Annotated in this window: 23 protein-coding genes; 6 read left to right on the top strand and 17 right to left on the bottom strand. The window is 70.1% G+C overall.

What is annotated here, in order from left to right:
• Nucleotides 1-69 precede the first annotated feature (69 nt).
• Together atpB and MKP15_RS12755 are read right to left on the bottom strand one after the other, a co-directional pair.
• Complete coding sequence (gene atpB / locus MKP15_RS12760; RefSeq protein ID WP_104937925.1) at nt 70-867, bottom strand: F0F1 ATP synthase subunit A; 798 nt, start codon at nt 865-867, stop codon at nt 70-72.
• 27 nt (nt 868-894) lie between these two features.
• Nucleotides 895-1,260 (bottom strand): ATP synthase subunit I, encoded by a 366-nt coding sequence (locus MKP15_RS12755; RefSeq protein ID WP_199776756.1) that lies wholly within the window; start codon nt 1,258-1,260, stop codon nt 895-897.
• A 410-nt stretch (nt 1,261-1,670) separates the two neighbouring features.
• Here MKP15_RS12755 and MKP15_RS12750 point away from each other — a divergent pair, with 410 nt between their 5' ends.
• Complete coding sequence (locus MKP15_RS12750) at nt 1,671-2,495, top strand: hypothetical protein (protein WP_240212947.1); 825 nt, start codon at nt 1,671-1,673, stop codon at nt 2,493-2,495.
• Nucleotides 2,496-2,601: 106 nt separating this feature from the next.
• Here the strand turns inward: MKP15_RS12750 and MKP15_RS12745 are convergent, their stop codons facing one another.
• The 4 genes from MKP15_RS12745 to MKP15_RS12730 all read right to left on the bottom strand — a co-directional run bounded on the left by MKP15_RS12745 (nt 2,602) and on the right by MKP15_RS12730 (nt 7,656).
• Nucleotides 2,602-3,309: a DUF6624 domain-containing protein gene (locus MKP15_RS12745; RefSeq protein ID WP_240212946.1), complete on the bottom strand. Its 708-nt coding sequence runs from the start codon at nt 3,307-3,309 to the stop codon at nt 2,602-2,604.
• Between the two features lie 59 nt (nt 3,310-3,368).
• Entirely contained in the window at nt 3,369-5,528 is a 2,160-nt protein-coding gene (gene lpdA / locus MKP15_RS12740; protein ID WP_240212945.1) for a dihydrolipoyl dehydrogenase, read from the bottom strand.
• A 17-nt stretch (nt 5,529-5,545) separates the two neighbouring features.
• Nucleotides 5,546-6,919, bottom strand: a complete 1,374-nt coding sequence (locus tag MKP15_RS12735; RefSeq protein WP_240212944.1) for a dihydrolipoyllysine-residue acetyltransferase — start codon at nt 6,917-6,919, stop codon at nt 5,546-5,548.
• Between the two features lie 152 nt (nt 6,920-7,071).
• Nucleotides 7,072-7,656 carry a DNA-deoxyinosine glycosylase gene (locus MKP15_RS12730; protein WP_240212943.1) on the bottom strand — a complete coding sequence of 195 codons (585 nt, stop codon included), beginning with the start codon at nt 7,654-7,656 and terminating at the stop codon, nt 7,072-7,074.
• A gap of 197 nt (nt 7,657-7,853) precedes the next feature.
• Between MKP15_RS12730 and MKP15_RS12725 the strand changes: the two genes are divergently transcribed.
• Nucleotides 7,854-8,504: an OmpW family outer membrane protein gene (locus MKP15_RS12725; protein WP_161614310.1), complete on the top strand. Its 651-nt coding sequence runs from the start codon at nt 7,854-7,856 to the stop codon at nt 8,502-8,504.
• Between the two features lie 90 nt (nt 8,505-8,594).
• Here the strand turns inward: MKP15_RS12725 and MKP15_RS12720 are convergent, their stop codons facing one another.
• The 5 genes from MKP15_RS12720 to MKP15_RS12700 form a co-directional block, all read right to left on the bottom strand.
• Nucleotides 8,595-9,353, bottom strand: coding sequence for a YiiX/YebB-like N1pC/P60 family cysteine hydrolase (locus MKP15_RS12720; protein WP_161614309.1), 759 nt, complete (start codon nt 9,351-9,353; stop codon nt 8,595-8,597).
• A 240-nt stretch (nt 9,354-9,593) separates the two neighbouring features.
• On the bottom strand, nt 9,594-10,394 hold the full coding sequence (locus MKP15_RS12715) for a MetQ/NlpA family ABC transporter substrate-binding protein (protein ID WP_240212942.1): 801 nt from the start codon (nt 10,392-10,394) through the stop codon (nt 9,594-9,596).
• A gap of 112 nt (nt 10,395-10,506) precedes the next feature.
• Nucleotides 10,507-11,196 (bottom strand): methionine ABC transporter permease, encoded by a 690-nt coding sequence (locus tag MKP15_RS12710; protein ID WP_104937916.1) that lies wholly within the window; start codon nt 11,194-11,196, stop codon nt 10,507-10,509.
• Nucleotides 11,193-12,200: a methionine ABC transporter ATP-binding protein gene (locus MKP15_RS12705; protein WP_240212941.1), complete on the bottom strand. Its 1,008-nt coding sequence runs from the start codon at nt 12,198-12,200 to the stop codon at nt 11,193-11,195. Before MKP15_RS12705 ends, MKP15_RS12710 begins: the two co-directional genes overlap by 4 nt.
• Nucleotides 12,201-12,314: 114 nt before the next feature.
• Nucleotides 12,315-13,226 carry a DMT family transporter gene (locus MKP15_RS12700; RefSeq protein ID WP_240212940.1) on the bottom strand — a complete coding sequence of 304 codons (912 nt, stop codon included), beginning with the start codon at nt 13,224-13,226 and terminating at the stop codon, nt 12,315-12,317.
• An 81-nt stretch (nt 13,227-13,307) separates the two neighbouring features.
• Here MKP15_RS12700 and MKP15_RS12695 point away from each other — a divergent pair, with 81 nt between their 5' ends.
• The 3 genes from MKP15_RS12695 to MKP15_RS12685 all read left to right on the top strand — a co-directional run bounded on the left by MKP15_RS12695 (nt 13,308) and on the right by MKP15_RS12685 (nt 15,617).
• The gene (locus MKP15_RS12695) at nt 13,308-14,408 is read left to right on the top strand and encodes a serine hydrolase domain-containing protein (RefSeq protein ID WP_240212939.1); all 1,101 of its coding nucleotides are present in this window, start codon (nt 13,308-13,310) and stop codon (nt 14,406-14,408) included.
• Nucleotides 14,409-14,468: 60 nt separating this feature from the next.
• Nucleotides 14,469-14,954 (top strand): YajQ family cyclic di-GMP-binding protein, encoded by a 486-nt coding sequence (locus MKP15_RS12690; RefSeq protein ID WP_104937912.1) that lies wholly within the window; start codon nt 14,469-14,471, stop codon nt 14,952-14,954.
• A 114-nt stretch (nt 14,955-15,068) separates the two neighbouring features.
• Nucleotides 15,069-15,617, top strand: a complete 549-nt coding sequence (locus MKP15_RS12685) for a DUF1415 domain-containing protein (RefSeq protein ID WP_240212938.1) — start codon at nt 15,069-15,071, stop codon at nt 15,615-15,617.
• Nucleotides 15,618-15,710: 93 nt separating this feature from the next.
• On the opposite strand, the gene MKP15_RS12680 is transcribed toward MKP15_RS12685, so the two are convergent.
• The 4 genes from MKP15_RS12680 to MKP15_RS12665 form a co-directional block, all read right to left on the bottom strand.
• Nucleotides 15,711-16,418 (bottom strand): HAD family phosphatase, encoded by a 708-nt coding sequence (locus tag MKP15_RS12680; RefSeq protein WP_240212937.1) that lies wholly within the window; start codon nt 16,416-16,418, stop codon nt 15,711-15,713.
• A complete protein-coding gene (locus tag MKP15_RS12675) occupies nt 16,415-17,122 on the bottom strand; it encodes a pseudouridine synthase (protein ID WP_240212936.1) in 708 nt (235 codons plus the stop codon). Before MKP15_RS12675 ends, MKP15_RS12680 begins: the two co-directional genes overlap by 4 nt.
• Nucleotides 17,119-18,174, bottom strand: coding sequence for a class I SAM-dependent methyltransferase (locus MKP15_RS12670; RefSeq protein ID WP_240212935.1), 1,056 nt, complete (start codon nt 18,172-18,174; stop codon nt 17,119-17,121). Before MKP15_RS12670 ends, MKP15_RS12675 begins: the two co-directional genes overlap by 4 nt.
• Before the next feature lie 76 nt (nt 18,175-18,250).
• Nucleotides 18,251-20,248 (bottom strand): ATP-binding protein, encoded by a 1,998-nt coding sequence (locus MKP15_RS12665; RefSeq protein WP_240212972.1) that lies wholly within the window; start codon nt 20,246-20,248, stop codon nt 18,251-18,253.
• Between the two features lie 199 nt (nt 20,249-20,447).
• Here MKP15_RS12665 and MKP15_RS12660 point away from each other — a divergent pair, with 199 nt between their 5' ends.
• On the top strand, nt 20,448-21,017 hold the full coding sequence (locus tag MKP15_RS12660) for a DUF3016 domain-containing protein (RefSeq protein ID WP_161614301.1): 570 nt from the start codon (nt 20,448-20,450) through the stop codon (nt 21,015-21,017).
• Between the two features lie 72 nt (nt 21,018-21,089).
• On the opposite strand, the gene alr is transcribed toward MKP15_RS12660, so the two are convergent.
• Complete coding sequence (alr, locus tag MKP15_RS12655; protein ID WP_240212934.1) at nt 21,090-22,166, bottom strand: alanine racemase; 1,077 nt, start codon at nt 22,164-22,166, stop codon at nt 21,090-21,092.
• Complete coding sequence (locus tag MKP15_RS12650; RefSeq protein ID WP_161614299.1) at nt 22,166-23,434, bottom strand: D-amino acid dehydrogenase; 1,269 nt, start codon at nt 23,432-23,434, stop codon at nt 22,166-22,168. The genes alr and MKP15_RS12650 overlap by 1 nt, the downstream gene beginning before the upstream one ends.
• Nucleotides 23,435-23,454 lie beyond the last annotated feature (20 nt).

Here is a 23,454-nt window from a genome sequence, read left to right as displayed (position 1 = left end):
TCTCCGAGAACTAAGGGTAGCTAAGGGTGATGAAACGGATGAAGGTTGGAACTGGTTGAAGCTTGTAGCTTAGTGGCTGTCTTCCGACAGGCTCAGGTACACGATCGACAGCATCATGAAAATGAAGGCCTGCAGCGGAATCACCAGCAGGTGGAACAGCATCCAGCCCAGGCCGAACACGCCACCGGCAACAGCACCGAACAAGCCGGCGCCGCCCAGCACCCAGATCAGCAGGAAGACGATCTCGCCGCCGAACATGTTGCCGAACAGTCGCATCGCCAGGGAGATCGGCTTGCTCAGCCACTCGACGATGTTGAGGATCAGGTTGAACGGCATCATCCACTTGCCGAACGGGGCGGTCAGGAACTCCTTGACGAAGCCGACCAGGCCCTTGGAACTGAGCGAGAAGAAGACCATCAGGAAGAACACGCTGATCGACATGCCCAGGGTGGCATTGACGTCGGCGGTCGGCACCGGCTTCCAGTAGTGGACGCCCGCCCATTCCAGCGGCTTGGCGATGAAGTCGGCCGGGATCATCTTGATGAGGTTCATCAACAGGATCCAGAAGAAGATGGTGATCGCGATCGGCGTCACCAGCTTGCTCTTGCCGTGGTAGGTGTCCTTGGCCTGGCGGTCGACGAACTCCAGGCAGATTTCAACGAACGCCTGCCACTTGCCCGGCACGCCGGCGGTGGCCTTGCGGGTGGCCATCCAGAAGGCGAACACCATCAGCAGGCCCATCAGCACCGCGGTGACGACGGTATCGACGTGGATGGTCCAGAAGCTGCCGCCGTCCCCGACCTTGGCGGTCAGGTTCTGCAGGTGATGCTGGATATAGGTGGTAGGGGTTAGAGCCTCGCCCGCCATGAGTCCGGATACCTTTTGTGAATTCGATCAACGCCTGGCCAGAGCCAGAACCTGGAACATCAGCGCCACTGGAATCGCTGCCAGCAGGGCCAAGGGAGGAAGCCGCCACCAGACGAACGCCATTGCCAGCACGGCGACAATCAGCACGATCTTCAGCGCGAACCCCAGGAACATGCGGATCATCGCCGAACCGGCGGCCTGAACGCCGCCGCCGAGTCCCACCCATGCCGCCAGCACCGTCCCCGCCACCACCGCCACGCCGGAAACCAGCGCGCCCAGGGCGTACTTCGGCCCCAACAGCAGGAAGGCCAGCGCGAGGACAACCACTGCGACCAGCGGGTACACCGCGGCACGCAGCATCAGCCGCCGACCCGCATCAACGGAGTTCAGCACGTGGAATGTCCTGCTTCATGGAACAAGGAGATCTGGCGGCGCCGGGGGCGCCTCGTCGAGCCGCGAAAGTATAGCAGCGGGACATTTTGCGAGACAACCGCCACAAGCCGCCCCCCTGCGGATCGCAAGTTGCGGCATTTACTGGAATTTTCAGCCGTCCCGGGTTAGGGCGGGCGAATCCCGTTTTTGCGCTGCAACATGCGGAACTTCGGCCGCGGCGGCGGGTCACACCTGCACGTCCGCCGCCATTACCTCGTCGATGTGCGCGACGGACGCACCGGGCGAGGTGGCCCGCCCAGGGCCACCTCGCCGCATTTTGCACGCCGCGTGCACTCCGCGGTCACGCAGGTGCCACACCGCTTCGGCCACGGTAGCCGCTCCCTGATTTCCTACACGGAGCGAACCGAACGATGCGCCTCCCCCCGCACCTCCCGACCTGCGCCTCCTGCGCGCTTGCCCTGGCCCTGCTGCAGGCCGCGCCTGCCCACGCCGCGGACGGCGATCCGCGCTTCACCCTGCGCCTGGGCGCGATGAACATCGATTCGTCCAATACCCTGCGCGGCAGCGGCACGGTCGGCGGCCAGGAACTGGCGTTCGACGAGGATTTCGACCTTGGGGGCAAGGAATGGGAGCCGCGCGTGGACGGCCTGTTCCGCATCAGCGAGCGGCAGCGGCTGATCTTCGATTACTTCCGCTACGACAAGGACCGCCGCCAGGCGCTGGGCGAGAGCATCAGCTTCGACGGCACCACGGTGCCGGCCGGCAGCTTCGTCAAGGGCAACCTGAAGTACCAGGTGGCCAGCCTGGTCTATGACTACGCGGTGGTCGACGGCGAGCGTTTCGACCTTGGCCTGCAGCTCGGCGCCGAGTACGCCAAGGTGGACGCCAACGCCTATGCGGACCTCGGCCAGCTGTACCAGGGCCAGGTGCTCGACGAGAAGACCGACGGCATCGCCCCGGTGGTCGGCGCGCGCCTGACCTTCACCCCGTCCGAACACTGGCTGATCAACCTGCAGGGCCAGTACCTCAACACGCGCTGGGGCAACTTCGATGACTACGAAGGCGACCTGAGCCGCGCCAACGCCATCGTGCAGTACAACGTCAACCCGAACTTCGGCATCTTCGCCGGCTACGACTGGTTCAAGCTCGACGTCGACCGCAAGGGCAGCGACGGCCTCATCGGCCTGAAGCAGGAATTCAAGGGCCCGCTGGTCGGCGTGAGCCTGTCGTTCTGACCCGGCCGGTCACGGCATGCGTGGCGGCGGGCCATGCCCGCCAGGCGCCGTGCAGGCAACCCGGCACCGCGCGGCATGGCACCGCGTCCCGGCACCGATGGCAGGCCTACAGCAGCCTGCCTTCGGCATCGGTGGCCGGCGCCGGGAACATCTGCGCCGCGACGCAGAGGTAATCGGCCAGCGGCATCTGCCCGATGCTGGCGCGGCGCTGGTCCACCTGTTCCGGCGCTTCCATGGCCTTGGGCTGCCACCTGCCGCCGATGGCGGCGAGCTGGCTGCCGTAACGCTGCGGCTTGCCGGCGTTCACCAGCACCCGGTCGGTCAGCAGGGCGAATTCGCGCGATGAGACCTCGCCGCTGGCCAACCGCGGCACCAGCCCGTCCAGCACCTGCCGCTGCAAGCCGGCATCGGCGTCGGCGTGCTGCACCAGCAGCCAGGCCGCGCGCAGGCCATCCACGCCAACCGCGCGCACGTCCGGCAGTCCCCCATGATCGGCGACCACCTGCCTGATCTTCGCCAGGTTCGCCGCGTCCACCGCAAGCAGCTTCTCGACCATCGCCTGCGACCAGTCGCCGTCGCGCGCCTGCTGGTCCAGGCGCGCCATTTCCAGCAGTTGTCCGCGCAACCGCGGTTCGGACGGCTCGATGCCGGTACTCCTGCGCGCCAGTGCCTGTTCGCGCAGCCTGTCCGCCTCCACGAACGGCGCCGCACCCGGGCATTGCAGCAGCGCCGCGTCCAGCTGCGGGTCCGCCTCCTCCGCCAGCGCACCGCCCGCACCTGACAGCCACACTGCCGCCACGATCGCTCGCCACATTTCCCTGTTCCTGCAGACGCCGGAAACGACGACGCCCCGGTGAAGGGGCGTCGCGTGGATCACTTCTTCTTCGGGAGGTACAGGTCGGTGATGGTGCCGTCGTAGATCTCCGAAGCCATCGCCACCGATTCGCTCAGCGTCGGGTGGGCATGGATGGTGTGGCCGATGTCCTCGGCCTCGGCACCCATCTCGATGGCCAGGCCGATTTCGGCCAGCAACTCACCGGCATGCACGCCGACAATGGCGCCGCCGATCACACGATGGGTCTCTTCGTCGAAGATCAGCTTGGTGAAGCCCTCGGTGCGGCCGATGCCGATGGCGCGGCCGCTGGCCGCCCACGGGAACTTGGCCACGCCGACCTTCAGCCCCTTGGCCTTGGCCTCGGTCTCGGTGACGCCGACCCAGGCGATCTCCGGGTTGGTATAGGCCACCGACGGGATCACCCGCGCCACCCACTCCTTCTTCTCGCCGAAGGCCACTTCCGCGGCCAACTTGCCCTCGTGCGTGGCCTTGTGCGCCAGCATCGGGTTACCGACGATGTCGCCGATGGCGAAGATGTGCGGGACGTTGGTGCGCATCTGCCGGTCGACCGGGATGAAGCCGCGGTCGGTCACTTCCACGCCGGCCTTGTCGGCATCGATCTTCTTGCCGTTCGGCGCGCGGCCCACGGCCACCAGCACGCGGTCGAAGGTGCCGCTTTGCATCGCCGGCTTCTCGCCCTCGGCGGCGGCCTCGAAGGTCACGGTGATGCCCTTCTTGTCGGCGGTGACGCCCGAGGCCTTGGTCTTCAGGTGCACTTCGATGCCCTGCTTCTTCAGGCGCTCGGCCAGCGGCTTGACCAGGTCCTTGTCGGCGCCCGGCATCAGCTGGTCCATGAACTCGACCACGGTGACCTGGGCACCCAGCGCGCTGTACACGGTGGCCATTTCCAGGCCGATGATGCCGCCGCCCACGACCAGCAGCGACTTCGGCACGTCGGCCAGTTCCAGCGCGTCGGTGGAGTCCATCACGCGCTTGTCGTCCCACGGGAAGTTCGGCAGCTTCACCGCCTGCGAGCCGGCGGCGATGATGCACTGCTCGAAGCGCAGCAGCTGGGTCTTGCCGTCGTCGCCGGTGATCTCCAGTTCGTTGGCCGAAACGAATTTCGCCACGCCCTGCACGGTGCGCACCTTGCGCTGCCTGGCCATGCCGGCCAGGCCCTTGGTCAGCTGGCCGACGACCTTTTCCTTGTACTCGCGCAGCTTGTCCAGGGTGATCTTCGGCTTGCCGAAGGCGATGCCCAGTTCATCGGCATGCGCGGCATGGTCGATGATCTCGGCCGCGTGCAGCAGCGCCTTGGACGGAATGCAGCCGACGTTGAGGCAGACGCCACCGAGGCTGGCGTAGCGCTCGACCAGCACCGTATCCATGCCCAGGTCGGCCGAACGGAACGCGGCGGTGTAGCCGCCCGGGCCGGCGCCCAGCACCACCATGCGGCACTCGATGTCGGCGGCGCGGCCGGTGGACGGCAGCGCCCGCGCGGCCACGGCCGGGTCCGGCGCGCGGTGCGACGGGGTCACCGGCGGCTTGCTGCCCGGCGCCACGTTGCCGGCGCCGGCCGCGGGCGTGGCGCCCTGCGCGTCCAGCACCACCACCACGTCGCCCTCGGACAACTTGTCGCCGAGCTTGACCTTGATCTCCCTGACCACGCCGGCGGCGGTGGACGGCACTTCCAGCGTGGCCTTGTCCGATTCCAGCGTCACCAGCCCCTGGTCCTTCTTCACCGTGTCGCCCACGGCCACCAGGATCTCGATCACCGGCACGCCGCTGTAGTCGCCGATGTCCGGCACCTTGATCTCGACCGGGCCACCGCTTGCGGCCGGGGCCGGAGCCGCCGGCGCGCTCACTGCCGCCGGCGCGGCCGCAGCCGCGGCGGCTGGCTGCGCGGCGGGAGCCGGCGTCGCGGCGGGGGCGGCAGGCGCAGGTGCGGCGGCCGCGCCGGCGGCTTCCAGCACCACCACCACATCGCCCTCGGACAGCTTGTCGTCGAGCTTGACCTTGATCTCCTTGACCACGCCGGCGGCGGTGGACGGCACTTCCAGCGTCGCCTTGTCCGATTCCAGCGTCACCAGGCCCTGGTCCTTGGCCACCGTGTCGCCCACGGCCACCAGGATCTCGATCACCGGCACGTTGCTGTAATCGCCGATATCGGGGACTTTGACTTCAATCGTGTTCGCCATCTTTCAAGTCCTCGGGATCAGAGCAGCACGCGGCGCATGTCGGCCAGCACCTGCGACAGGTACGTGGTGAAGCGCGCGGCCAGCGCACCGTCGATGACGCGGTGGTCGTAGCTCAGCGACAGCGGCAGCAGCAGCTTCGGCGCGAACTCCTTGCCGTTCCAGACCGGCTGGATCGAGGACTTGGAGACGCCCAGGATGGCCACTTCCGGCGCATTGACGATCGGGGTGAATGCGGTGCCGCCGATGCCGCCCAGCGAGCTGATCGAGAAGCAGCCGCCGCTCATCTCGGCCGGGCCGAGCTTGCCGTCGCGCGCCTTCTTCGCCAGTTCGCCGGTTTCCTGCGCGATCTGCACCACGCCCTTCTTGTCCACGTCGCGGATGACCGGCACGACCAGGCCGTTCGGCGTGTCGGCGGCAAAGCCGATGTGGAAGTACTTCTTCAGGGTCAGGTTCTCGCCGCTGGCATCCAGCGAGGCGTTGAACTCGGGGAACCTCTTCAGCGCCGCGGCGCTGGCCTTGATCAGGAACGCGAGCATGGTCAGCTTGATGCCGGCCTTCTCGTTCTCCTTGTTCAGCGCCACGCGCAGCGCTTCCAGGTCGGTGATGTCGGCCTGGTCGAACTGGGTGACGTGCGGGATCATCGCCCAGTTGCGCGCCAGGTTGGCGCCGGAGATCTTCTTGATCCGCGACAGCGGCTGCACTTCGGTCTCGCCGAATTTGCTGAAGTCCACCTTCGGCCACGGCAGCAGGTTCAGGCCACCGCCAGCGGCCACCGGGGCGCCGGCCACGGCAGCACCGCCGCCGGTCAGCGCGCCCTTGACGAACTTCTGCACGTCGGCCTTGGTGATGCGGCCGCCCTTCTCGGTGCCAGCCACCTGGGCCAGGTCCACGCCCAGCTCGCGGGCGAACACGCGCACCGCCGGGCTGGCGTAGGGCACGTTGGACGGCAGCACGCCCTCGGCGTTGAACTGCACCGGCGGGCTGGCCGGCTTGCTGGCGGCCAGCACGCCTTCCTGCGCGATTTCGCGCTGGGCCAGCTTGTCCGCCACCGGGGCCACGGCCACCGGCTCGACCCTGGCGCCGGTCTCGGCGGTCGGCTCGACCTTGGCCGGTGCGGCCGGTGCGGCGGCGGCCGGCTTTGCGCTCTCCTCGGCCACTTCGATCAGCGCCACGACCTTGCCCTCGGACAGGGTGTCGCCGACCTTGACCTTGATTTCCCTGACCACGCCGGCCACGGCCGATGGCACTTCCATGGTCGCCTTGTCCGATTCCAGCGTGACCAGGCCCTGGTCCTTCATGACCGTATCACCGACGGCGACCAGCACTTCGATCACCGGGATGTCGCTGTAGTCACCGATATCGGGGACAACTGCTTCCTTGATTTCGGCCATGAAACTACTCCAGCAACAGTGAGGGAAACTCCTATTGTGGCGCCAGTGCGGCGCAGCGCCAACCGCCGCCCGTGGATTCGCATACGTATGTCCGCGGACAGGGACGGGCCATGGCAGGCCGGGCGCGGCTGCGCGCGCCCGCCGCGCGGGCATCACCGGCCAGGTGCCTGTCCCGGCCTGTCTCCACGGCCAGGCACCGCGGAAATGGACTGTTCCGCCACCGGCAACCACGGCGCCAGCCGCCGCCATTCATCCAGCAGCCGCGCGGACGACCAGGCGGCGTTGGCCGGGCTGGTGGACGGCAGCGCCAGCACGGTCACCCCATGTCCGGCCGGCAACGCGGGGCGCACATGGCGCTCGAACGCCTGCGCCGCCGCGGCGCCGTTGCAGGCGATCGCGCGCAGATGCGGCAACCGCCCGACCAGTTCCGGCAGCGGGTTGGCGACTTCGCTGCCACGGACGATGGCCGCGTCCAGGCTGCCGCGCCGCCGGCACCGGCCGATCACGTCCCACAGCCCGACACCGGCCTGCTGCAGCCGGGCCAGCCGCAATGGATAGTCCAGTGCCGGGTCGAAACCGCACAGCGCCCCCATCAGCGGCCAGAAGCGATTGCGCGGATGCGCGTAATAGCGCGCCGCCTGCAGCGAAGCCATGCCCGGCATCGAACCGAGCACGAGCACGCGGCAGTGCGCGTTCACCTGCGCAGGCAACCCCAGCAGCAGCGTTTCGTTCGTCACGCGCGCCCCAACTCCATGAATGATCCTGCCGCACCCGCGCCCGCCATTCCGGGCGTGGCGCCATTTTCGCTGAACGACGCAGCATGAGGGCATTGGCGCGTACGGATCGATTCATCCTGCCGCGGCGAGGATGGGCGCGCCCCGAACGAGGGCCTCGATAACAACGCAATCCCGAGAGCACTACGAGGAGTCACCCCATGCGTACCATCAAGATCATGAGTTTCGCCGTCCTGGGCGCCCTGGCGCTGTCGCCCGCCGCGTTCGCGCAGGACGCCGGCGCCGCGCCGGCCGATACCGCCTCCGGCAAGCGCTTCGCCGTCGTCGGCGGCGTGACCCTGCTGCAGCCCAAGAGCGGCCCGGCCACCGGCATCGACAAGGTCGACGGCGGCCCGGCGCCGACGCTCAGCGCCAGCTATTACTTCAACGACAACGTCGCGGTCGAACTGTGGGGCGCGGCGGACAAGTTCGACCACCGCGTGCGCACCAGCGGCGGCGCCAAGGCCGGTACGGTCGAGCAGCAGCCGCTGGCGCTGAGCGCGCAGTACCACTTCGGCGCGGCCGACAACGTGTTCCGTCCGTTCGTGGGCGCGGGCTACTACGAGTCGAACTTCAGCAACGAGAAGATCGACGGCCTGGCCGCCGGCGGCGACCACGTGGGCCTGCGCACCGCCAAGGGCGCCATCGGCACGGTCGGCGTGGACATGAACATCAACTCCACCTGGTTCGCCCGTGCCGACGCGCGCTACATGCATGCGCGCCCGGAACTGAGCGTTGCCGGCAGCGGCACCGGCGAGAAGCTCAAGCTGGACCCGTGGACCGTGGGCTTCGGCATCGGCGCCCGCTTCTGATCCAGCCCGCAAACGGCGCCAACGGCAGGCACGGACCGTCCGCGGTCCGTGCCTGTCGCGTTCATGGCCCCCGGCGCTGCGCCAGCAAGGTCATGGCGTACCGTCGTCGCCCCACTGCAGGGCGCGGTAATCGAAGCCCGACTGCAGCCGCGGCTTGACGATCTCGAAGAACGGCGACACGTCGAAATCGCGCGGCGTGTACAGGCTGTAGTTGCGGATATGCAGGATCTCGCGCTGCTGCTGGCGGCCGCCGGCATGGCCAAGCACGGTCTCGATCCCGGGCAGGATCGGGTAGCGGATCGACTCGAACGCCTGCGCCAGCAGGGTCGAGCAGATCGCCTTGGTCGGCTCGCCGCTGCCCAGCGCGATCATGCGCCGGCGCATGTGCCCGGGCACCGGCGGCAGGATCAGGTAGCGCGCCAGGTCGAACACGTTCTTCAGGTCGTAGCTGTAGCCGATGCGCGCGCGCATGAAGCCGACCAGCTGGTCGATGACCGGCGGCGGCAGTCCGTGCGCGCGGCAGATGCGGGTATGCACGTCACTGAACGCATCCAGCGGCACCCGCCGCACACCCGCTTCCACGTCCACGTCGATCAACATCGGCCGCCGCGGCCCGCCCGGCTCCAGCGCTTCCTCGCCGATATACAGCGCCGCGTGCGACCAGGTGGACTGGGTGAGGTACTTGATGACGGTGGAGAAGCGGCTGTTGCCCTCCACCAGCAGCACGTCGCCACGGCGCAGGGTGCGCGCCAGCAGCTGCGGGCCACTGGTGGGCGGATGCGCCTGCCGGCGCCGCGGCTGTGCCAGGAAATGCGCCATGCGGCGCCCGGCAAAACGCAGCAATCCCATCCCTGCCCTCCGCGAAAACGTGGGAGGAAGCCTAGCCCCCGCCGCCGCAGCCGCACAACCGCTCGGCGCAGGGCAGCGGCGCCTTGCGGCGGCGCCTTGCGCGGCGTGCGCCAGCGGCATGTTGCCCAGCGCTACGCCAGGAGCAGGGCCGCGTGCTTGCCGAATCCAGCGGCGTCACACCTGCGCCGGCGGCGCGCAGGGCGCCGCCGCACGCGCGGGCCGGCAGTGCGCGGTTCGCGCTCAGAACGCCGGCAGCACCGCACCCTTGTACTTGTGCTCGATGAAGGCCTTCACTTCCGGGCCGGTCAGCGCCCTGGCCAGCTTCTGCACGCGCGCATCGTCGCGGTTGTCCGCGCGCGCGACCAGGAAATTCACGTAGGGCGAATCCTTGCTTTCGATCGCCAGCGCGTCACGGGTCGGGTCGAGCCCGGCGTCGAGCGCGTAGTTGGTGTTGATCAGCGCCAGGTCGACCTGGTCGAGCACGCGCGGCAGCATCGCCGAGTCCAGCTCGCGGAACTTGAGCTGCTTGGGGTTGTCGACGATGTCGCGCTGGGTGGACAGCGCGTTGGATGGATCCTTCAGCTTGATGACGCCGGCCTTGTCCAGCAGGATCAGCGCGCGGCTGTTGTTGCTCGGGTCATTGGGAATGACCACGTCGGCACCGGCCGGCAGCTCGGCCAGCGACTTGACCCGGCGCGAATAGGCGCCGAACGGCTCGATGTGCACGCCGACCACGGTCACCAGCCGGGTCTTGCGGTCGCGGTTGTAGGCATCCAGGTACGGCTCGGTCTGGAAATAGTTGGCATCCACCTGTTTCTGCACCAGCTGGTCGTTGGGCTGCACGTAGTCGTTGAACACGCGCACGTCCAGGGTGACGCCCTGCTTCTGCAGGATCGGCTTGACCACTTCCAGGATCTCGGCGTGCGGCACCGCGGTGGCGGCCACCACCAGCCGGGATTCGTCGGTGGCGGGCTTGCCGCAGGCCGCCAGCGCCAACACGGCGGCAGCGGCGAGCAACGGACGGAACAGGGAAGTCTTCATCGGTATTCCAGTGCGGCGGGAGGGGATGCGCGTAGGTGCGGGGCTTGCCCCGCACGGGGTTTTGCCGGGAAAGCCCCATGCCGGGCAAGCCCGGCATCTACGAAAATGTTGCTCAACGGCGAGTGTAGTGGCGTACCAGGCGGTCGCCCAGCATCTGCAGCAGCTGCACCAGCACCAGCAGCAGCACCACCGTGACCAGGGCCACATCGGTGTGCGAACGCTGGTAGCCGTCGCGGAACGCCAGGTCGCCGAGGCCGCCCGAACCGATCGCGCCGCCCATGGCGGTGAAGCCGATCAGGGCAATGGTGGTGACCGTGGCGCCGGCGATCAGCCCCGGCCGCGCTTCGGGCAGCAGCACCTTGAACACCAGCTGCGCGGTGGTGGCGCCCATGGCCTGGCTGGCCTCGATCACGCCGCGGTCGACCTCGCGCAGCGCCGTCTCGACCAGCCGCGCGTAGAACGGCGCGGCGCCGACCACCAGCGGCAGGATCGCGCCGCGCACGCCCAGCGAGGTGCCCATCAGCGCCAGCGTCACCGGGATCAGCACGATCATCAGGATGATGAAGGGCACCGAGCGCAGCACATTCACCACGAGCGCGGTGAGCCCGTACAGCAACGGGCGGCGGTGCAGCTGCGGCGAGCCGGTGAGGAACAGCAGCACGCCCAGCGGCAGGCCGATGGCCAGGGTCAGCGGCAGCGAGCCGGCCAGCATCAGCAGGGTGTCGACGGTGGCCTGGCCGATGTCGGCCCATTTGCCGGCATCCAGGTGGCGGAAGAAGCCGTCGGTGGTGGTGGCGATCATCGGCGCAGTTCCTCCACGTGCACGCCGGCCTCGACGAAACCGGCCTGGGCGGCGTTCTGGTCGCCGCCCACCAGGGCGACGGTCAGCTGCCCGTAGGGCGTGTCCTTGATCCGGTCGATGCGGCCGGACAGGATGTTGTAGTCCACCCCGGTCTGCCGCGCGATGCGGCCCAGCAGCGGTTCGTAGGTACCGTCGCCGAGGAAGGTCAGGCGCACGATGCGCCCGCCCACGGCGGCGAAATCGCGGTGCAGTTCACCCTCGTCCACGTGCTCGGATTCGGACACGAAGCGGCGCGTGGTCGGGTGCTGCGGATGCAGGAACACCTCGCTCACCGGCCCGCTCTCGACCAGGCGGCCGGCATCGAGCACCGCCACCCGGTCGCAGACCCGGCGGATCACGTCCATCTCGTGGGTGATCAGCACGATGGTCAGGCCCAGTTCGCGGTTGATCTTCGCCAGCAGCGCCAGCACCGAGGCGGTGGTCTGCGGGTCGAGCGCGCTGGTGGCCTCGTCGCACAGCAGGATCTTGGGCGCGGTGGCCAGCGCGCGGGCAATGCCCACCCGCTGCTTCTGCCCGCCGGACAGCTGTGCCGGGTACTTGGCCGCGTGCGCTTCCAGGCCGACGGTATGCAGCAGCTCGGCCACGCGTGCGTCGATCCGCGCCTTCGGCGTGCCGGCCAGCTCCAGCGGGAAGGCGACGTTGCCGGCCACGGTGCGCGCCGACAGCAGGTTGAAGTGCTGGAAGATCATGCCGATGCGCCGGCGCAGCGCGCGCAGGCCCTCGGCGTCGAGCGCGGTGGCATCCTGGCCGTCGATCAGCACGCGGCCGCCGCTGGGTTCCTCCAGGCGGTTGATCAGGCGGATCAGGGTCGACTTGCCGGCCCCCGAATGGCCGATGATGCCGAACACCTCGCCGGCGCCGATCGCCAGGTCGAGCGGATGCAGCGCGGTGATCGCGCGGCCTTCCACGGCATAGGATTTGTGCAGGTTCTGGAACTCGATCACGGCCAGGCAGCGGGCGGACGGAAGGGCGGCAAGCCTAGCAGCGCCGCGGCCGCGGCGCCCGCACGGGCAGCGGGAATCTTATTCCTTTTGGTTCTATGCACGCCCGGACGGCCGTCAGGGGTGGTCCACCTGCCCCGCCCGCCGCGCGTGCTGGACCCGCTCGCGGTGCAGCAGGTACAGGCCGCTGGCGACGATGATCGCCGCGCCGACCCAGGTCATGCGATCCGGCAGCACGCCCCACAGCAGCAGGTCCCAGCCGATCACCCAGACCAGCCCGGTGTATTCCAGCGGCGCGATCATCGACGCCTGCCCCAGCTGGAAGGCACGGGTCAGCGCGATCTGCCCCAGCGCACCGGCCAGGCCCATGCCGGCGATCAGCCCGGCGTGCCGCCACTGCAGGGGTTGCCACTGCGGCCACGCCAGCAGCCCGGCGCCGATCGCCATGATCAGCAGGAACCACACCACCATCGCCTGCGGGGTGTCGGTGCGGGTCAGCAGGCTCACCGTCACCGCGGCGATGGCATAGGCGGTGGCCGCCAGCAGCACCATCAGCCCCGGCAGCGAGATGAAGCCGTCCACGCCCGGGCGCAGGACCACCAGCACACCAACCAGGCCGATGGCGATCGCGACCCAGCGCCGCGGCCCCACCCGCTCGCCCAGCAAGGGCACCGACAGCGCGGCCACCAGCAGCGGCGCGACGAAATAGATCGAATAGGCGGTGGACAGCGGCAGGCTGCGCAACGCGTAGACGAAGCAGCCGATCATGGCCATGCCCAGCGCGCCGCGCAGCAGGTGCAGGCCCCAGCGCACCGGGATCAGCGAGCGCGGGCCGGCGGTGGCCAGCACCCACACCAGGACGAACGGCAGCGAAGCGGCGCCGCGCAGCATGGTGACCTGCAGGGTCGGGTAGCTGGCCGACAGCAGCTTCATGCCGGCGTCCATCAGCGAAAAGAAGGCGACGGCGGACAGCATCCACGCCACGGCGGCGGCGGGGGAGCGCGAGACAGGGGGGGAAGAAACGGACATGGCGCGATTATCGCAGGCCACGCCGGCAACCGCCGCCGCGCTGCCGTTATGCTCGCCGCATCTTCCGCCGGAGCCGGATGCATGCCTGTCGCTTCCACCCCGCTTCGCTGCCTGGGCCCACTGGCCCTGTCCCTGGCCTGCGCGACGGCCGCCGCGCAGGCGCCTGCCACCACCGACCTGGCGCGGCTCGACGGTTTCGCCCTCGGGCTGGAGGCGGCCGGACGCTTTTCCGGCGTGGTGCTGGTCGCACACGATGGCCAGGTGGTGTTCGAGAAGGCCTATGGCCTGCGCGACGAGACCGGCGAGGCACCGCTGCACGCCGATGACCGCCTGAACCTGGCGTCCGCCGGCAAGATGTTCACCAGCGTGGCGATCCTGCAGCAGGTCGCCGCCGGCCGCATCACCCTGGACAGCCACGTCGGCGAGGTGCTGGAGGACTACCCCAACCGCGCCTTCGCCGACACGGTGACGGTGCGGCAGCTGCTCACCCACACCGCCGGCGCCGGCGACGTGGACGAACTGTTCGGCGCCGCACATGCGGCCGAGCGCGCGCGGCTGCGCAGCGCCGCCGACATCATCGCCCTGCACGGCCGGCGCGCACCGCAGTTCGCCCCGGGCACGCAGCAGAAATACGGCAACTATGGCTACGTGGTGCTGGGGCGGATGGTCGAGGTACTGTCCGGGCAGGACTTCGAGTCCTACGTCCGCGCGCATGTGCTGGCGCCGGCCGGGATGACCCGCACCGGCTTCGTCGACTGCGACGACCCGGCGCCGGACCTGGCGGCGGGCCATGTCGAGGTCGAGGGCAGGCGCGTGCGCAACTGCGCCACGCTGCCGGCGCGCGGTTTCGCCGCCGGCGGGCAGGTGGCGCCGGCCAGCGACCTGCTGCGCTTCGTGCAGGCACTGGTTGACGGCCGGCTGCTGCCCCTGCCGCTGTTCAGGCAGGCGACCACGCCGCAGCACGAGTTCATGGGGCTGGGCTTCTTCGCCACGGGCTACGGCCCCGGCGTGCCCGAACGCGACTTCCGCTGGGGGCATGGCGGCAGCGCCGACGGCATCTGCACCGACGTGCGCACCTACCCGCATACCGGCGAAACCGTGATCGTGCTGTCCAACAAGGACGCGCCGGCCTGCTTCGCGGTATCCAACCTGCTGCATGCGCAGTGGAAGGACGCGCCCTGACGACGGCGCCACCGGGCGATCGCCTAGAATGGCCGCTGTTTTTCCGCCAGGAGCTCTCCCATGCCTTCCTTCGACGTCGTGTCCGAAGTCGACAAGCACGAACTGACCAACGCCATCGACCAGGCCAACCGCGAGCTGTCCACGCGCTTCGATTTCAAGGGCGTGGACGCGAAGTTCGAGCAGGAGGGTGACGCGCTGATCAAACTGGCCGCGCCCAGCGATTTCCAGCTCAAGCAGATGGCCGACATCCTCAAGCAGCGCCTGGCCGCGCGCGGCATCGACTTCCGCTGCATGGAGTTCGGCGACATCGAGACCAACCTCGGTGGCGCGCGCCAGCAGGTCAAGGTCAAGCAGGGCATCGAGCAGAAGCTGGCCAAGCAGATCGCGGCGAAGATCAAGGAGTCCAAGATCAAGGTCGACACCCAGATCAACGGCGACAAGCTGCGCGTGAACGGCAAGAAGCGCGACGACCTGCAGGAAACGATCGCGCTGCTGAAGAAGAGCGAGTTCGAGCAGCCGCTGCAGTTCGACAACTTCCGCGACTGAGCGCGCGCGGCAGGCCCGCGGGCGCGGCGTGATGTCCGCGGCGGCCCGCGCGCCGGCGCCGCGGCACGGCCCGCCATCGCCTAGAATGGCCGCCCCGTTGCCCGCCTGTCCGCCATGAACGACACCGCCCACGACCCGATCGCCGACACCCGCCGCTGGCTGGAGAAGGCCGTGATCGGGCTCAACCTGTGCCCGTTCGCCAAGGCGGTGTACGTCAAGGAGCAGGTGCGCTTCGTGCTCAGCGACGCCAGCACGCCCGAGGCGCTGCTGGAGCAGCTGGCCGAGGAACTGCTGCTGCTGCGCGACACGCCGGCCGAGCAGATCGATACCACGCTGATCGTGCACCCGCAGGTGCTCAGCGATTTCCTCGACTACAACGACTTCCTGGACAACGCCGACGCGGCGGTGGAGGCACTGGACCTGCAGGGCGTACTGCAGGTGGCCAGCTTCCACCCGCAGTACCAGTTCGCCGGCACCGCGCCGGACGACGCCAGCAACTACACCAACCGCGCCCCCTGGCCCACCCTGCACCTGCTGCGCGAGGACAGCGTGGAACGCGCGGTGGCCGCGTTCCCGGACCCGGACGTGATCGTCGAGCGCAACATCGCCACCCTGGACAGGCTCGGCGTGGACGGCTGGAAGCGGTTGCTGGACGGGGAGTGAGGCGGCCGCTCCCGGCCGCCGGCGCGCAGCGGCGAAGGAACCGATGAAGGCGGCGGCCCGGCGCGGTCGCCGTGGCCGGGTTCCGTTCGCGCCTTACCCGGCCCGCGTGCGCGCCGCGGGCGGACCGTCCAGCAGCGGCAGCAGCAGCCCGCGCACATCGTGCAGCGAGCCGGCGATGGCATGGCCCAGCGCGCGCACGTCCGCGTCCGGCTGCAGCAGGTCCGGCACCTGGATCACGGTCATGCCGGCGGCCAGCGCCGCGCGCACGCCGGTGGGCGAATCCTCCAGCGCCAGGCAGTGGCGTGGCTCGACCCCCAGCCGCGCCGCGGCCAGCAGGTAGATGTCCGGCGCCGGCTTGGGGTGGGCGACGTCGCTGCTGGTCGCCACGTGTTCGAAGTAGCGCAGCAGCCCGGCGCTTTCGAGCTTACGCAGCGCCAGCGGGCGCCGCGTGGAGGTGGCCACCGCGCGCGGCACGCCGTGCGCGACCAAGGTGTCGAGCAGGTCGGTGATGCCCGGGCGGTGCGGCACCCCGGCCGCCACCAGCCGTTCATAGCGCGCGTACGAATCCTGCAGCAGGGCATCCACCGCACCGGCGCCGACCTGCCCGGCGATGCGCTGGCGGGTGAGCGCGTCGCTGGAGCCGATCAGCGACAGCAGGAACGCCTCGGGCAGCGGGTGGCCGGCGTCCGCAGCGGCCTGCGCCAGACAGCCCAGCAGCGCGCGCTCGCTGTCCAGCATCAGCCCGTCCATGTCGAAGATCACCGCCTGTGGCCGCGCCGCCAGCGACGCCAGCAGGGTCATGGCGCGTCCCCGAACAGGACCTGCAGATCGGCGGCCGACAGCACCCGCCACTGGCCTTCGGCCAGCCCGTCCAGCGCCAGCCCGCCGATGCGGCTGCGGTGCAGCGCTTCGACGTGGTTGCCGACCGCGGCGAACATGCGCCGCACCTGGTGGTAGCGGCCCTCGTGCAGGGTCAGGCGCGCGTGCCGCGGGCCCAGCACCTCGAGTTCGGCCGGCAGCAGCGGCTTGTCCTCCGATTCCAGCAACAGCGTGCCGCTGGCGAAGGTCGCCGCCTCGTCGCCGCGCAGGTCCTGCGCCAGCCGCGCCTCGTAGACCTTGTCCAGCTTCGACTTCGGCGACACGATCCGGTGCAGCAGCGCGCCGTCGTCGGTCATCAGCAGCAGCCCGCTGGTGTCGCGGTCCAGCCGGCCGACCGTGGACAACAGCGGCGAGCGGTCACGGAAGCGGGTGGGCAGCAGGTCATAGACCAGCCGGCCCTGGTCCTTGGTCGAGCAGGTATAGCCGGTCGGCTTGTGCAGCATCAGGGCCAGGCCCGGCGGCGGATCCAGCGGCTCGCCATCGATGCGGATGGCGTCGTGCGCGACCTTGTCGTCGGCGTACAGCACGTCGCCATCGGCATCGGTGACGCGGCCCTCGCGGAACAGCCACTGCACCTGCTTGCGGCTGCCATAACCGAGGTTGGCGATGTGCTTGACCAGCTTCATGCGCGGCCCCCGCGGGTGCCGACGATGACCTTGAAGCCGTCGCGCTCGGCCGCCACGCGCACCTGCCCGAAACTGTCGTTGAGGATCTGTTCGTACGGCAGGTGCCGGTTGGCGACCATGAACAGGCGCCCGCCCGGGCGCAGCGCCTGCGCGGCCACGGCGATGAAGCGCTGGCCGATGTCCGGCCGGTCCTCGCGCGCGGGGGTATGGAACGGCGGATTGGAGACGACGAAGTCGTAGCGGCCGTCGATGCCGGCGGTGACGTCGTGCCAGCGGAAATCCAGCTGCGCGCGGCTGCCGGCCAGGTTGTGGCGGGCCAGCGCCAGCGCCCGCGACTCGGCTTCGTACAGGTCCAGCGCGGTCACCGCGGGGCAGCGCGCCAGCAGCTCGGCCGACAGATAGCCCCAGCCGGCGCCGAGGTCGGCGCCACGCCCGGCCAGGTCCGGCGGCAGCTGTTCGACCAGCAGCGCCGAGGCGCGGTCGATGCGGTCCCAGGCGAACACCCCGGGGCGGCTGAGGAAGCGCCCGTCCATGATCGGCCGCGGCGCATCCAGCGCCGCCCAGCGCGCGCGCAGCGCCTCGTCGTGGTGGCCGTCACGCGGCGCGCTCCAGTACACCCGGCAGTGGTTCTTGGTGAGCTTGCCGCCGAGGCCGGCCAGGCGCTCCAGGTCGCTTTCACCCGAACGCGCGCCCTCGCTGTTGGCCTGGCAGGCGACCAGCACGCCGCCCGGCGCCAGCTGCGCCAGCGCCCGCGCCAGCAGCGCGCGCGCTTCGTCGCGCTGGCGCGGCGGCAACACCAGCACCAGCGGGTAGGTGGCGGCGGTGTCTTCCACGGCGGCCTCGTCGCGCACCTCCCAGCCGCCGCGCTCCAGGGCCTGCGCGAACGGCCGGAAACTCTGCACGCACACCAGTTGCCCGGGCGCGGCATGCTCGCGCAGCGGCCAGCCCTCGCGGGCGCGCAGGAACAGCACCGGCCCCTGCGGCCACGGCAGGCTGCCACTGGCGAACGGGAGGAACAGGGTCTGCAGCGGGGCGTCTTGGGCGGCGGCCATCGCGGATATCCAGCGGAACGTAGCCGGTCATTCTAGCGGCCCGTCCGGGCCGGGGCCGGCCACGCGCGGCGTGGATTCAGCGGCCGGTACAGGCTTCGCGGACCGCGCCTACCAGCTGCGCCACGCTGTACGGCTTGGCGACGTGCACCTGGAAGCCGGCCGCCAGCGCGCGGCGGCGGTCATCGCCCCGCGCCAGCGCGGTCACCGCGACCGCCGGCAGCTCCGCCGCGGAAATGCCCATGGTCTCGCGCAGCGTGCGTGCCAGCCCGTAGCCGTCCATGCCGGGCATGCCGACGTCGCTGACCAGCACATCGAAGGCGGCGTGGCCACGCAGGTCCAGCAGCTCCAGCGCTTCTGCGGCCGACGCCGCCGCCACCACCTGCGCGCCCTGCTCTTCCAGCACCCGTCGCAGATAGGCCAGTACCTCCGGCTGGTCTTCCACCGCCAGAACCCGGGTCCCGGCCAGCGCGTGGCCGGCCACCACCTGTTCGCCGGCCGCGACCCGCTGCACGGTGCGCCGCGGCCGCCCGGCGTTCTCCACCCGGTATGCCGGCAGGCGCACGCTGAACGTGGCCCCCTGGCCAGCACCCGCGCTCTGCGCGCACACCGAACCGCCATGCAGTTCGGTCAACTGCCTGGCGATGGCCAGCCCCAGCCCCAGGCCGCCATGGCGGCGGGTGGTGGTGGTGTCGGCCTGGCTGAAGCGGCTGAACAGCTGCGCCAGGAACTCCGGCGCGATGCCGTCGCCGTTGTCGCGCACGTCCACCACGTATTGCCCGTCCTCCTGCCGCAGCACGACCTCGATCCGGCCCTCGACCGGGGTGAACTTGATGGCGTTGGCCAGCAGGTTCCACAGCACCTGCTGCAGCCGCGTGGCATCGCCCAGCACCGGGCACGGCGCCCGCGGCACATCGACCACCAGCGCCTGCGCCTTGTCCTGCGCCGCCAGCTCCTGCAGGCGCACGGCCTCGCGCACCTGCTCGGCAAGGTCGAGCACCTCGACCTCCAGCTGCACCTTGCCCAGCAGCATGCTGCTCAGGTCGAGCATGTCCGACATCAACCGCTTCTGCGCCAGCGCGCTGCTGGCGATGACCTCCACCCCGCGGCGCATGGGATGGTCGGCCTCCATGCGCTGCAGCAGCAGTTCGCTCCAGCCCAGGATGGTGGTCAGCGGGGTGCGCAGTTCGTGCGACAGGGTGGCGAGGAACTCGTCCTTGACCCGGGCCATGCTCTCGGCGGCGCTGCGTGCGGCACGCTCGGCGCCCAGCAACTCCTCGCGCGCCATCTCGATCTCGCGGCGCTCGGTGATGTCCGGGCTGTTGCCGGCCAGGCCGATGAAGCGGCCATCGGCCGAGAAGCGCGGCGCGGCGTTCATCTCCAGCCACCGCCACTGGCCGTCATGGCGGCGCAGGCGCGCGCTCAGGTGCAGTTCGCGCTCGTTGCCCAGCGCGTCTTCCAATGCGTACTCGAAGACCTTCAGGTCCTCCGGGTGCAGCAGCCCCTCCCACCAGCGCGGCCCGAAGCGGTGGTCGGCCTGCAGGCCGAAGAAGCTGCCGAAGGCATTGTTGACGAAACGTACGTGGCCCAGGTCATCCAGTACCCAGACCGGCATCGGCAGACCGTCGGCCAGGGCGCTGAAGCGCGCCTCGCTTTCGGCCAGTTCGGTCTCGATCTGCTTGCGCCGCGAGATGTCGACGAACAGCACCGCGAGCCGCCGCGCCGCCGCCGGCCCCAGCCGCACCGCCTCGACCGAGTACCAGCGCCCGAGCTGTGGCAGGTAACGCTCGAACTGCGCCGGCACGCCCTCGTCGACCACCCGCCCGAACACCCGGAACCAGTACTCGTCCAGCCCCGGCAGCACCTCGGTGGCGCGGCGCCCGGCGACACCGGCCAGCCCGGTGATGCGCTCGAAGGCCGCGTTCACCCTGCAGTGCAGGAAGTCCACCGCGCGGGCCTCGTCGAACAGCACCTCGATCACGCAGAAGCCGGTACCGGCGGCCTCGAACACCTCCTGGTACAGCGACGCGCTGTCCAGCCCCGCCGCGACCTGCGGCGGCGGAACGAACGGCTCCAGTTCGGATGGATGCGTGCTCAAGGGGGTTGATCGGGTCCTCGCGGCGATGCCGCAACGGGGAAAAGTCTCGGCGTCCAGCTATCCACGGCATGTGATGATGAACCGTCCGCAACCCGGCTCCAACCGCCGGGCGGCGGGCGATTGCCCGGCGCGGCGATCGCCCCCACACTGCAGGGACACCCGATTCCGGAGGTTCGTCATGAAAACCCCGACCGTAACCGCCCTGGCGCTGGCGTGCCTGCTCGCGGCGGGTAGCGCCGATGCCCGGCCCGCCACTGTCACCGACCCGCAGGCGCCGCGCGCCCTGGCCCAGGAAGGCCCGGTGCAGGTGCAGTGGAACGATCCGTCCGGGTTCACCGAACTGCGCCAGAGCCACAATCGCTGGGACGCCGAGCGCGGCAACTGGGTGGTGGACCTGGCCGAGTACCTGCGCAAGCAGGCATCCAGCAAGCTGCCCGAGGGGCAGCAGATGAGCGTGACCATCACCGACATCAAGCGCGCCGGCGACTACGAGCCGTGGCAGGGCCCGCGCCTGGACGACGTGCGCATCATGCGCAACATCTACCCGCCGCGGATCAACCTGCAGTTCACCGTCACCGACGCGCAGGGCCGGGTGATCGACCAGGGCGAGCGCAAGCTGGTGGACAACGCCTACCTGTATGGCACCACGCGCCTGTCCGACACCGATCCGCTGCGCTACGAGAAGCGCCTGCTCGACGACTGGCTGCGCCGCGAACTGCGCGAGGACCGCGCCACCGCCGGGCTCTGATGCCGGCAGCGGCGCGCGCGAGCGCAGGGGAACGAAAGGAAAAGGGCCGCGTTCGCGGCCCTTTTCTGTTGCCTATTGCGACAGATAGACGCGCGGGGTGCGCTTGAGGCTGCACGGCAGCCGGTAGGCGCTGGTGTTGCAGCGCGGCGCCAGTTCGGAAATGGTGGGTGCCGTGCCCCACAGCTGCACGATGCTGCCCAGCCCGGCCTGCGGGTGATCGGTCAGGTCGACGGTGAGCATGTCCATCGACACCCGCCCGATCAGCTGGCCGGGCAAGCCGTCGATCTGCACCGGGGTGCCGTTGGGCGCGAACTGCGGATAGCCGTCGGCGTAGCCCATGGCCACCACGCCCACGCGCGTGGGGCGCTGCGCGACGAAGCGCGCGCCGTAGCCCAGCGGCTCGCCGACGCCGATCTCGCGCACCGCGATCACCCGCGACTGCAGGGTCATCACCGGCCGCAGCCGTGCCGCGTGCGGGCCCGGCTGCGGGTACAGCGGGTCGGCGCCGTACAGCATCAGGCCGGGGCGCACCCAGTCGCTGCGCACCTGCGGCCAGCCCAGCAGCGCCGGCGAGTTGCACAGGCTGGTCTCGCCCGGCAGGCCGTCGATGGCGCGGTTGAAGGTTTCCAGCTGTTCCAGCGTGCGCGGGCTGTCCAGCTCGTCGGCGCGCGCCAGGTGGCTCATCAGCACCATCGGCGCGATGTGCGGCAGCGCCGACAGCCGCGCGTGCGCGGCGCGGAACTCGTCCACTCCCAGTCCCAGCCGGTGCATGCCGCTGTCCAGCTTCAGCCAGACCTGCACGGTGGCGTCGGTGCTGAACGCGGCCAGCGCCTCGACCTGCCACGGCGAGGCCGCCACCGTCCACAGGTCGTGCTCGACGATCAGCGGCAGTTCGGCGGCGTCGAAGAAGCCCTCCAGCAGCAGCACCGGCTTACGGATGCCGGCCTGGCGCAGCTCCAGCGCCTCCTCGATGCAGGCCACGCCGAAGCCGTCGGCCTCGGCTTCCAGCGCGCGCGCGCAGGCGACCGCGCCGTGGCCGTAGGCGTCGGCCTTGATCACCGCCAGCGCCTTGCCGCCGCCCAGCTCGCGCGCCAGCCGGTAATTGCCGCGCAGCGCGTCCAGGTCGATCAGGGCCTGTGCCGGGCGCATCAGCCGCGCTCCTGTCCGCCGTAGCGGAAGATATCCAGGCCTTCGCTGCTGATCTGCGGCGTCCGGCCGTCCATCAGGTCGGCCAGGTAGCGCCCGGAACCGGCGGCCATGGTCCAGCCGAGCGTGCCATGGCCGGTGTTGAGGAACAGGTTGCGGTACGGGGTGGCGCCCACCACCGGGGTGCCGTCGGGGGTGGCCGGGCGCAGGCCGGTCCAGAACTCGGCGCGCGACAGGTCGCCGCCGTGCGGGTAGAGATCGCCCACGACCTTTTCCAGGGTGGCGCGGCGGCGCGGGTCCAGCGACAGGTCGAAACCGGCCACCTCGGCCATGCCGCCGACGCGGATGCGGTCCTGGAAGCGGGTGACCGCCACCTTGTAGCTCTCGTCCAGGATGGTCGAGGTCGGCGCCATCGCCGGGTCGGTGATCGGCAGGGTCAGCGAATAGCCCTTGAGCGGGTATACCGGCAGGCGCATGCCCAGCGGCGCCAGCAACTGCGGCGAATAGCTGCCCAGCGCGACCACGTACCGGTCGGCGGTTTCCAGCCGGCCGCCGATGCGCACCCCGGTGATGCGGTCGCCGTCGCGCTGCAGTCCCGCCACGTCCTGGTCGAAGCGGAACTCGACCCCGGCGGCGGCGGCCAGCGCGGCCAGTTTGTGGGTGAACAGCTGGCAGTCGCCGGTCTGGTCCTCGGGCAGGCGCAGCGCGCCGACCAGGGTGTCGGCGGTGCCGGCCAGCGCCGGCTCCACGCGGACGATGCCCTGGCGGTCCAGCACTTCATACGGCACGCCGTACTGGCGCAGCACCTCGATGTCCTGGGCGGCGGCGTCCAGCTGCTGCTGGGTGCGGAACAGCTGGGTGGTGCCCAGCTGGCGGCCTTCGTAGTCGATGCCGGTGGCCGCGCGCAGCTCGTTGATGCAGTCGCGGCTGTAATCGGACATGCGCACCATGCGCGCCTTGTTGATCGCATAGCGGCCGGCGGTGCAGTTGCGCAGCATCTGCCACAACCAGCGGTACTGGGCGATGTCGGCGGTCGGGCGGATGGCCAGTGGCGCGTGCTCCTGGAACAGCCACTTGATCGCCTTCAGCGGCACCCCGGGCGCGGCCCACGGCGAGGTGTAGCCGAAGGAGAGCTGGCCGGCGTTGGCGAAGCTGGTCTCCAGCGCCGGGCCGGGCTGCCGGTCCACCACCGTGACCTCGTGGCCCGCCTGTCGCAGGTACCAGGCACTGGTCGTGCCGATCACACCACTGCCGAGTATCAGAACCCGCATCGTCGTCTCCTGGGAACCTG

The sequence above is a fragment of the Stenotrophomonas sp. Y6 genome (assembly GCF_022436665.1).
Classification (GTDB): Bacteria; Pseudomonadota; Gammaproteobacteria; order Xanthomonadales; family Xanthomonadaceae; genus Stenotrophomonas; species Stenotrophomonas acidaminiphila_A.
The sequence above is the reverse complement of the archived record's forward strand: the minus strand, read 5'-3'. Positions and strand labels throughout refer to the sequence as shown.

What these genes read in the sequence shown, in the direction of transcription:
- atpB (WP_104937925.1), bottom strand. Translation starts at nt 867, where the DNA reads ATGGCGGGCGAGGCTCTAACCCCTACCACCTATATCCAGCATCACCTG.
- lpdA (WP_240212945.1), bottom strand. Translation starts at nt 5,528, where the DNA reads ATGGCGAACACGATTGAAGTCAAAGTCCCCGATATCGGCGATTACAGC.
- MKP15_RS12720 (WP_161614309.1), bottom strand. Translation starts at nt 9,353, where the DNA reads ATGGGATTGCTGCGTTTTGCCGGGCGCCGCATGGCGCATTTCCTGGCA.
- MKP15_RS12725 (WP_161614310.1), top strand. Translation starts at nt 7,854, where the DNA reads ATGCGTACCATCAAGATCATGAGTTTCGCCGTCCTGGGCGCCCTGGCG.
- MKP15_RS12660 (WP_161614301.1), top strand. Translation starts at nt 20,448, where the DNA reads ATGAAAACCCCGACCGTAACCGCCCTGGCGCTGGCGTGCCTGCTCGCG.
- MKP15_RS12685 (WP_240212938.1), top strand. Translation starts at nt 15,069, where the DNA reads ATGAACGACACCGCCCACGACCCGATCGCCGACACCCGCCGCTGGCTG.
- MKP15_RS12650 (WP_161614299.1), bottom strand. Translation starts at nt 23,434, where the DNA reads ATGCGGGTTCTGATACTCGGCAGTGGTGTGATCGGCACGACCAGTGCC.
- MKP15_RS12715 (WP_240212942.1), bottom strand. Translation starts at nt 10,394, where the DNA reads ATGAAGACTTCCCTGTTCCGTCCGTTGCTCGCCGCTGCCGCCGTGTTG.
- MKP15_RS12750 (WP_240212947.1), top strand. Translation starts at nt 1,671, where the DNA reads ATGCGCCTCCCCCCGCACCTCCCGACCTGCGCCTCCTGCGCGCTTGCC.
- alr (WP_240212934.1), bottom strand. Translation starts at nt 22,166, where the DNA reads ATGCGCCCGGCACAGGCCCTGATCGACCTGGACGCGCTGCGCGGCAAT.
- MKP15_RS12745 (WP_240212946.1), bottom strand. Translation starts at nt 3,309, where the DNA reads ATGTGGCGAGCGATCGTGGCGGCAGTGTGGCTGTCAGGTGCGGGCGGT.
- MKP15_RS12675 (WP_240212936.1), bottom strand. Translation starts at nt 17,122, where the DNA reads ATGAAGCTGGTCAAGCACATCGCCAACCTCGGTTATGGCAGCCGCAAG.
- MKP15_RS12695 (WP_240212939.1), top strand. Translation starts at nt 13,308, where the DNA reads ATGCCTGTCGCTTCCACCCCGCTTCGCTGCCTGGGCCCACTGGCCCTG.
- MKP15_RS12690 (WP_104937912.1), top strand. Translation starts at nt 14,469, where the DNA reads ATGCCTTCCTTCGACGTCGTGTCCGAAGTCGACAAGCACGAACTGACC.
- MKP15_RS12670 (WP_240212935.1), bottom strand. Translation starts at nt 18,174, where the DNA reads ATGGCCGCCGCCCAAGACGCCCCGCTGCAGACCCTGTTCCTCCCGTTC.
- MKP15_RS12710 (WP_104937916.1), bottom strand. Translation starts at nt 11,196, where the DNA reads ATGATCGCCACCACCACCGACGGCTTCTTCCGCCACCTGGATGCCGGC.
- MKP15_RS12700 (WP_240212940.1), bottom strand. Translation starts at nt 13,226, where the DNA reads ATGTCCGTTTCTTCCCCCCCTGTCTCGCGCTCCCCCGCCGCCGCCGTG.
- MKP15_RS12735 (WP_240212944.1), bottom strand. Translation starts at nt 6,919, where the DNA reads ATGGCCGAAATCAAGGAAGCAGTTGTCCCCGATATCGGTGACTACAGC.
- MKP15_RS12680 (WP_240212937.1), bottom strand. Translation starts at nt 16,418, where the DNA reads ATGACCCTGCTGGCGTCGCTGGCGGCGCGGCCACAGGCGGTGATCTTC.